The sequence below is a fragment of the Flavobacterium sp. TS_SC_5 genome, from assembly GCF_056156265.1.
Genome location: NZ_CM149588.1, coordinates 1,808,334 through 1,817,500, shown reverse-complemented (window position 1 = coordinate 1,817,500; position 9,167 = coordinate 1,808,334). Strand labels below are relative to the sequence as shown.

The 9,167-nt window shown below is 36.7% G+C and carries 5 protein-coding genes, 1 tRNA gene and 1 rRNA gene; 2 read left to right on the top strand and 5 right to left on the bottom strand.

Features of this window, described 5'->3' with window-relative positions; all coding sequences use genetic code 11:
* Positions 1 to 80: 80 nt before the first annotated feature.
* From AC0J6S_RS07985 to AC0J6S_RS07970, 4 genes are all read right to left on the bottom strand, one after another.
* A tRNA-Ile gene (locus AC0J6S_RS07985) sits at positions 81 to 154 on the bottom strand.
* A 124-nt stretch (positions 155 to 278) separates the two neighbouring features.
* A 16S ribosomal RNA gene (locus AC0J6S_RS07980) occupies positions 279 to 1,792 on the bottom strand.
* 1,239 nt (positions 1,793 to 3,031) lie between these two features.
* Positions 3,032 to 3,895 (bottom strand): glycoside hydrolase family 25 protein, encoded by an 864-nt coding sequence (locus AC0J6S_RS07975; RefSeq protein ID WP_474956209.1) that lies wholly within the window; start codon positions 3,893 to 3,895, stop codon positions 3,032 to 3,034.
* An 8-nt stretch (positions 3,896 to 3,903) separates the two neighbouring features.
* Entirely contained in the window at positions 3,904 to 4,620 is a 717-nt protein-coding gene (locus AC0J6S_RS07970) for a CDP-alcohol phosphatidyltransferase family protein (RefSeq protein ID WP_474956340.1), read from the bottom strand.
* 379 nt (positions 4,621 to 4,999) lie between these two features.
* Here AC0J6S_RS07970 and AC0J6S_RS07965 point away from each other — a divergent pair, with 379 nt between their 5' ends.
* Both AC0J6S_RS07965 and AC0J6S_RS07960 read left to right on the top strand, forming a co-directional pair.
* Complete coding sequence (locus AC0J6S_RS07965) at positions 5,000 to 6,070, top strand: putative type IX sorting system protein PorV2 (RefSeq protein WP_474956208.1); 1,071 nt, start codon at positions 5,000 to 5,002, stop codon at positions 6,068 to 6,070.
* A gap of 228 nt (positions 6,071 to 6,298) precedes the next feature.
* Entirely contained in the window at positions 6,299 to 7,438 is a 1,140-nt protein-coding gene (locus AC0J6S_RS07960; protein WP_474956207.1) for a lipoprotein N-acyltransferase Lnb domain-containing protein, read from the top strand.
* 220 nt (positions 7,439 to 7,658) lie between these two features.
* Here the strand turns inward: AC0J6S_RS07960 and AC0J6S_RS07955 are convergent, their stop codons facing one another.
* Entirely contained in the window at positions 7,659 to 9,053 is a 1,395-nt protein-coding gene (locus AC0J6S_RS07955; RefSeq protein WP_474956206.1) for a sugar transferase, read from the bottom strand.
* Positions 9,054 to 9,167: the final 114 nt, after the last annotated feature.

The window sequence follows — 9,167 nt, the reverse complement described above, 5'->3', positions numbered from 1 at the left end:
ATTGTGAATTATGAATTATGAAATACTTTCATAACTCCTCAACTCTAGAATTTCTTCTTTTTTATTTAAGTGTTAAATAGTTGTCTCGGACAGACTCGAACTGTCGACCCCTACATTATCAGTGTAGTACTCTAACCAGCTGAGCTACGAGACACTCTTATTCTTAAATGGTATTATATAAATTAACAGCAAGAGTAATAAAATGTTGAAACTTGTTTCCAACTTGAACTTTCGTCTTCTTTCCCTAGCGTGTATTACTACTAACACTAAGGCTCTAGAAAGGAGGTGTTCCAGCCGCACCTTCCGGTACGGCTACCTTGTTACGACTTAGCCCTAGTTACCAGTTTTACCCTAGGCAGCTCCTTGCGGTCACCGACTTCAGGCACCCCCAGCTTCCATGGCTTGACGGGCGGTGTGTACAAGGCCCGGGAACGTATTCACCGGATCATGGCTGATATCCGATTACTAGCGATTCCAGCTTCACGGAGTCGAGTTGCAGACTCCGATCCGAACTGTGACCGGTTTTATAGATTCGCTCCTGGTCGCCCAGTGGCTGCTCTCTGTACCGGCCATTGTAGCACGTGTGTAGCCCAAGGCGTAAGGGCCGTGATGATTTGACGTCATCCCCACCTTCCTCACAGTTTGCACTGGCAGTCTTGTTAGAGTTCCCGACTTGACTCGCTGGCAACTAACAACAGGGGTTGCGCTCGTTATAGGACTTAACCTGACACCTCACGGCACGAGCTGACGACAACCATGCAGCACCTTGTAAATTGTCTTGCGAAAAGTCTGTTTCCAAACCGGTCAATCTACATTTAAGCCTTGGTAAGGTTCCTCGCGTATCATCGAATTAAACCACATGCTCCACCGCTTGTGCGGGCCCCCGTCAATTCCTTTGAGTTTCATTCTTGCGAACGTACTCCCCAGGTGGGATACTTATCACTTTCGCTTAGCCACTGAGATTGCTCCCAACAGCTAGTATCCATCGTTTACGGCGTGGACTACCAGGGTATCTAATCCTGTTCGCTACCCACGCTTTCGTCCATCAGCGTCAATCAATTAGTAGTAACCTGCCTTCGCAATTGGTATTCCATGTAATCTCTAAGCATTTCACCGCTACACTACATATTCTAGTTACTTCCTAATAATTCAAGTCAGACAGTATCAATGGCCGTTCCACCGTTGAGCGATGGGCTTTCACCACTGACTTATCTGACCGCCTACGGACCCTTTAAACCCAATGATTCCGGATAACGCTTGGATCCTCCGTATTACCGCGGCTGCTGGCACGGAGTTAGCCGATCCTTATTCTTACGATACCGTCAAGTCTCTACTCGTAGAGGTGTTTCTTCTCGTATAAAAGCAGTTTACAATCCATAGGACCGTCATCCTGCACGCGGCATGGCTGGATCAGGCTTGCGCCCATTGTCCAATATTCCTCACTGCTGCCTCCCGTAGGAGTCTGGTCCGTGTCTCAGTACCAGTGTGGGGGATCTCCCTCTCAGGACCCCTACCCATCGTTGCCTTGGTAAGCCGTTACCTTACCAACTAGCTAATGGGACGCATGCTCATCTTTCACCGTTGTGACTTTAATATCATGTTGATGCCAACTCGATATACTATGAGGTATTAATCCAAATTTCTCTGGGCTATCCCTCTGTGAAAGGTAGATTGCATACGCGTTACGCACCCGTGCGCCGGTCTCTAATTCCGAAGAACTATACCCCTCGACTTGCATGTGTTAAGCCTGCCGCTAGCGTTCATCCTGAGCCAGGATCAAACTCTTCATCGTATATTGTACGCTTGATTGCTCAAGCTATTGTTATTCGACTAAATTCTAGTGGTTTTTTCAAATCTCTCGATTCTATTACTCTTATTCTTGTGTCTTGTTCTTGCGAACGAGACGGCTGTCAATTCAATATGTCTAGGAACGTGTTCTTATCTTGTTTTTAACTCCTTTTAACACTTGTTATAGTGTTTCTCGAAGCGGGTGCAAAAGTACAACTTTCTTTTTAACTGGCAAGAAAAATTTGAAGTTTTTTTTAAGATAAATTTTATCTCGTTTGCTTCTCTTTTCTTATCAATCTATCAAGGAACTTTGCGCGTCTTGCGGGGTGCAAATGTAACATCCGTTTTCTAATCTCACAAGCCTTTTTAATCTTTTTTAGAAAATAAATTTTCTCTTTTGATTCACTTTACTTGCCAGTATTTGAAAGAACGTCTGCGTCATTGCGGGTGCAAAACTAACACCTTTATACCGTTATTCAAGCTTTTTTAAACCTTTTTTTTACCCTTTTTTTAACATTATCTTTAACTTGCTGAAAACATGCTTTTTGAAGCGTGAAGTTTTTTAAACAAAATAGCAATCTATTAGCCGATACACGCCATTTCAATCCAAAATTACCTATTTCAGTACCATTGCACGGCTATCGACTACCCTTCTTTATTTACTAAAGCTTTAGAAATTCAATCTTTGTTCATGCTTTAACAGCTCTTCACTAAACTCTAATCCTTCAAAACAGCCGACCTTGACAGTATTTGAACAAAAAAACTACTTTAGACCAATAAAATGACTTTATCCTATACCTTATATAATAACAAAAATCCCTTTTCCATTCGCTACTATATATATAAGGTTAGAAATAGGCCTAACCCGACCTAAAAAAAACGATACGTTATTAAAACGTTGATTGATGTAATAAACAATTGTTTCATTGCTAAACGAATAATTCTTTATTGCGTAGAAATAAAAATAATTAAAAAAGAGTCGTAAAAGCGAAACTTAAAATAATTGAAGAAGCAATAATTAATAGAACAATAATAACTACAGTTCATATTATGTCAAAATTACGGATGTAAATACGCTAAATAGATTGAGAAACTAGGTGATTGATAATTACGACAACAAATCTGAAGAAACTATTTGAGCTAGACTAGGCAGAAACAATATTATAAATCTAATAAAGCAATATTTACTAATATTTTAAAACTAAATAACGAAAAACACAACATTACTATTTTTCACTGAAAACTACTCCACAGTAATATACCTCAACTGCTGCAAATCTCCATTATAAATATTCACATCGACATTTCCTTTAATACCAGCGACGGTTGCTTTCTCTGTGAATTGCCAAAACAACCAGTCTTCGTCGATTTGCTCCCGATAAAAATTATAATTGGCAATCCAAAAAAGATAATCACCGAATTCTTCTTTCAAAAAATCATCATAATAACGCTCGCCAGTGTAAATAATTGGTTTAACACCATAATGAGATTCAACCGCTTGCAACCATCGCTTAAGTCCTAATTTAAGATTGGCAACAGACTGATTTTTCGGAAGTTTTTCTATATCCAAAACAGGTGGCAAATCGCCTTTTTCCAACGTCACCGTTTTAATAAAAAGTTCGGCTTGTTCCAATGAATTTTCGTTAGGTCGGTAATAATGATAGGCACCCCGAATCATTTTATTTTCTTTCGCGCCAAGCCAGTTCCGTTCAAATTTTCGATCTTTTCTGTCTTTTCCAACCGTAGCGCGGATAAAAACATAATGTAAAGGATATTTTTGTTCTAAAGTATCCACATACGACCAACTAATTTTTCCTTGATATTCTGAAACGTCAATACCAATACTTTTGCCCTCATGTTTTTCTAAAACCTTAAAATTCCGAACGCCCGAAATGCGCTTCGCTTCTCGATCAGCTCTTATGATTTTATCCGATTTAAAACCAAAATAATAAGACAAACCATTTCGATAATGAAAACCGACTCCAAGTAACACTACAATCAAAAAAGTGACAATCAAATAGCGCAATAGCTTCCCAGAGAAAAAAGTAACTTTCTTTTTGGGTTTACGAACTGTGTTTGACTTTCTTCGAACAGTTTGTTTTCTCATCCAAAAAACTACTTTTTAAGTACTTTATTATTCAGAACCGATAGTAAAACATAAAATAGTATCAATAATGGAATTCCTAAATAGCGAAAGAAGACCAATAACAAAAGTGAACAAGTCAAAAAGATAACTTGAAGTGTATTCTCTTTAAAACTAAACTTCTTGATTTTCAAAGAGAACAATGGAATTTCAGCATTCAGCATATATGCACTCAAAACCGTCAGCACCAAAAGAAACCAAGGATTAGTAAGGAGTTCGATAATAATTAATGAATCTGTGTATTTTAAAACCAAGGGCAGACTAAGAATAAACAGCGCATTGGCAGGTGTTGGCAAACCAATGAAAGAATCCGTTTGACGCGTATCAATATTAAAATTAGCCAAACGGTAACAAGACCCCAGCGCAATTATAAAACCCAAATACGGGAAGAACTGCAAATGACCGGCCGCTGCTGTTGAGGAATTGCTAATCATCATTTGAAACATTACCAAACCTGGAACCACGCCACTGGTTACCATATCTGCCAAAGAGTCCAATTGCAGCCCCAGCGGACTTGAAACGTTGAACAAGCGGGCAAAAAAACCATCAAAAAAATCCAGAAATATACCCAGACAAACAAAATAAAAGGCCATTTCAAAATCTTGATTGAAAGCAAATACCAATGCGATACAGCCGCAAAAAAGATTCAGAAGTGTAATTAAATTCGGGATATGTTTTTTAATAGTCATCATAATACAGTTTAAAGAATCAAAGTCGCAAATTTAGCATAATAAGTCAATGAACAGTTCGTTTTTTAGTAGAGATTTTTAACAGGATTAGCAATCCTTGTATCACAGCGAATTCGCAAGTTAATACCTTCCATTATAAGCAAGAAATTAGCAAATTAGCGGTAAAACCTAAACTCGAAAACTTTCAATTTTAAACAAATCAGTAAAAATACTTTACATCCGTAGCATCCGCGTTCCATTTTTTACTGAAGTAATACTCTGTTAAATCTAAACCACATGACCAACACACTAAATTAAACAGCAAAATGAAGTAACCTCAATTTAAAATTATATTTTTGATAAAAATTAAACAGACTTTCCGTTTGTAAAAATGACACCCTTGAAAAAAAGCTTTTTAATAGTAACACTTTTGATAAGTATACTGATGCACAGTCAGGCCGTTAGGAAATACTCGAATGAGTTTATGAATATCGGCGTGGATGCAGCAGCATTAGGTATGTCAAATACTGTAGTGGCTTCTACCAATGATGTCAATTCCGGATATTGGAATCCTGCGGGACTTATTCATATGGAAGACCACCAGGTATCTTTTATGCACGCCAGTTATTTTGCTAATATTGCCCAATACGATTATTTAGCCTATGCCAGTCCTATCGATGATCGCAGTGCTTGGGGAATTTCTCTAATCCGTTTTGGAGTTGATGACATTTTGAATACTACAGAACTAATCGACAGTCAAGGTAATATTGACTACAACCGAATCAGTTTGTTCTCAACTGCTGATTACGGATTTACTTTTTCCTATGCGCGAAAATTACCGGTTCCCGGATTTCAATATGGTGTAAACGCAAAAATCATCCGACGCATTATCGGTAAATTTGCGAATTCCTGGGGATTTGGTTTTGATGCCGGAATCCAATTCGAAAAAAATAACTGGCAATTTGGATTAATGCTCCGCGACATTACCACTACCTATAATGTTTGGAATATTGACGAGAACGAATATCAGAAAATTGCAAATGCGATACCCGGAGAAAATCAGGAATTGCCGGAAAGCACTGAGATTACGGCTCCAAAAGCACAACTGGGAATCGCTAAAAAGTTTATTATCCGTTATGATTATAGCATTCAGGCTGCAGCCAATGTCAACATGCGCTTTGCCAGAACCAATGATGTAATTACTACTGATTTTGTCGGCATCGATCCGGCTTTGGGACTGGAATTTGGTTATACTAATTTGGTTTTTGTTCGTGCCGGAGTAGGAAATTTTCAGAATGTACAGCAGTTGGATAGTACGGAAAAAGTAGGTTTTCAACCGAATATTGGTCTGGGATTCAAATACAAAGGCATTCAGATTGACTATGCATTGACCGATTTAGGGAATCAAAGCGCTGCTTTATATTCCAATATTTTTTCAGTAAAAGTAGATTTAGGAATGTTTAGAAATTAATTTCGAAGAATATTTAGAATCAAATTGCGCCATTCAATCTTCTATAGTTTTTCTAATTTCCTTCTAGGTTGCACAAACCCGTTTCAATAACAACCCTTTCTTTTACAGAAAAACTTTGTACGCCTTTTTCTTTCTTTGAGTATCTTTGTCAGACAAATTCAATCAATGAAATCGTAAATGAGTTTTTTTAAACAAAATTACATTTTGTACACTTTTAACAGCAAACGAATGCATACATCATTTTTCAAAAAAATAGCGCTACTCCTCTTCGTCTTATCAGCGGTACATTTTAGTTTCGGGCAAAATATTCTACTATCAAAAAATACGCACGTCAGCGTAATCACTTGTGGAACAGGCAATGAATCATATTCGCTTTTTGGACACACAGCCATTCGAGTGCAGGATACGACCAACGCCATTGATGTAGTATTTAATTATGGCGCATTTGACTTTAACACGCCAAATTTTGTGATGAAATTCATAAAAGGAGACTTGGAATACTTTGCTGTAGCACATTCCTACGCTGATTTTATCAGTCAATATCAGTATGAAAAAAGATCGGTTTATGAGCAAGAACTAAACATTCCGGTCGATTTAAAACAACAACTGTTTGACAACCTGAATACCTCTTTGGCTTCCGGTGAAAGTCATTATACCTATAAATTCATTGACAAAAATTGCACCTCGATGGTGGTTGACATCATCAATAAAACACTGGACACGATTGCAATTGTAAAAAATACAGATACTGATATCACCTATAGAACCATATTATACCCGTATTTTGACGGTCATTTTTATGAAAAATTAGGCACCAGCATTATCTTCGGTAAAAAAGTAGATCAATTTGGAACCAAAATATTTCTACCGTTTGAATTACAAAAAAGTCTCGAGAAAGTTTCCTTTCAAAATCGTCCCCTGGCACTGGGAAACAAAACTATAATCGAATTCAGAAATGAGGTTCCTATGTCTTGGTGGAATAATCCCTATACGTACTTCGTAGTGCTTAGTTTCATCGTTTTTATAAACAAGAAAAGCATCGATTTGTTTTACCTCAGCATCATGGCCATAATTGGAATATTCTTTGCGTTTGCAGGGTTTTATTCGTTACACCTGGAGTTAGGATATAACTACAATATATTATTATTCAATCCAACCTTAATAGGCCTACTCTATTTTTATTGGATGAAAAACAAAAAAATAATTTACAATCTGGCGCTATTAAATATCGCATTATTGGTGATTTATTTCTTTTTGATAATCAACAAAGTACATTTGGTGTTGGTAATGCCACTGGTAGTTTGCAGCGGAGTTGTTTTAGTGAGACTGGCCATGCAAAACATAAAACGAATTCCAATTATAATATAAGGAATTCTTCTATTAATTTACTTGAATTGTATATGACATCTAATCTTTTAGCCGCTAATGCGCTAATTTTTTAAAGATATAAATTAGTGTAATTCGTGTATTAAATAGTTATAGGTTAGTCGCTGCAGAAAGTCCTACATTAGAAAAAAAATACCTCTATAATTTATATAAATCTTTGAAATCTGTTTTAGAAAAAGATCGGTATAATGAATAAGAATAGCTACTGCCCCCTATAAAACAATACGGTCGTTATCGTTTTGAAAGCAATATTCAAATCAAGGTAAATACTGCGATGCTTGATGTAATACAAGTCATATTGGAGTTTGATTAAACTATCATCAATCGTTTCTCCGTAGGAATAATTGACTTGTGCCCAACCAGTAAGTCCCGGTTTAATTATGTGTCTAGTTTCATAAAAAGGCATTATTTCAGCAATTTCTTTTACAAAAACAGGGCGTTCCGGACGTGGACCGATAACGGCCATATCTCCTTTTAAAATATTAATAAACTGAGGAAATTCGTCCATTCTGGTTTTGCGCATAAACTTCCCAAAGACAGTTATTCGTGAATCATTCGTTGCAGTAAAAACCGCGCCGTTCGATTCGGCATTCTTCACCATCGTACGGAATTTCAAAATTTCAAAAACAACACCATCCTTACCAACCCGCTCCTGTGAATAAAACAAACGCCCCCTGTTACCTATTGCATTTCCAACCAATATAAGCGGAAAAAGAACCAAACCGACAACAAGACCAAATAAGGAAACTACAATTTCAAAAATACGGATGGTCAACAAGTATAATTTATTTTGATTGCTTCGGCTAAAAGGGAAAAAGCGATAAAAATCACGAGACATATACTGTACAGGAATACGCTGTGTTTTACTTTCATATACCTGCGTATATTCTCTTATAATATTTCCCGATTCTAATAAATGTAACAATTGTTGGTATAAATCAGCGGTGATTCCTTCTGTTTTTTGGGAAGCAATGACAATTTCAGAAATCCCATTTTCTTTGACAAAAGAAAACAAATCATCTCTTTTTATTAGTTTCACATAATGGTAATCCAAAACCGTATCTTCTGCAATATCAGTATTAACAAATCCAACTATTTTATAATGTGGATCAATGTTTTCTAATCCTAAAATCAGCTCTTGAACTTGCTCTTTATCACATATCAATATGGCTTTCTGAACAAATCGATTGGACGCTAAAAAGAGCACATAAAACATTCGCCATAAGAACAGCACAACAAACATTACTAAAAAAAACAATACAACTTGAAGTCTGTTAGCCGGTAACTCTGGCGAAAAAAAAGGGGTGAAAAGATAAACAAAAACAGTTGTCGAAACCGTGAGTAATATGTTTTGCAAAACTAAAAGCTGATTACTGGCGACTTGTAGGTTATACATTTCGAAAATCGATGCAAAAAAAATAAGATAAACAACTAGGAGAATGGTCCAGGAAGGTCTACTGGCAGCTACCGTCAAATATTCTTGATCAAAAAAAGTCCCAAAAAGATACAAACCCAAAAGAACAAAAAAAACATCAAAAAAACGAAGAATGATTTTTCGCTCAGAAATTTCAAAATGTATTTTCCTTTTAGTAGACATGCTTTGTTTTTGGTATTTTGGCAATTTAGCAATTTTGCCTTCAAATAAATAGAAAGATGCAAATTAATCCGATAAAACCCTTACTTATTCTATTCGTTCCTAAATTGATAAAGC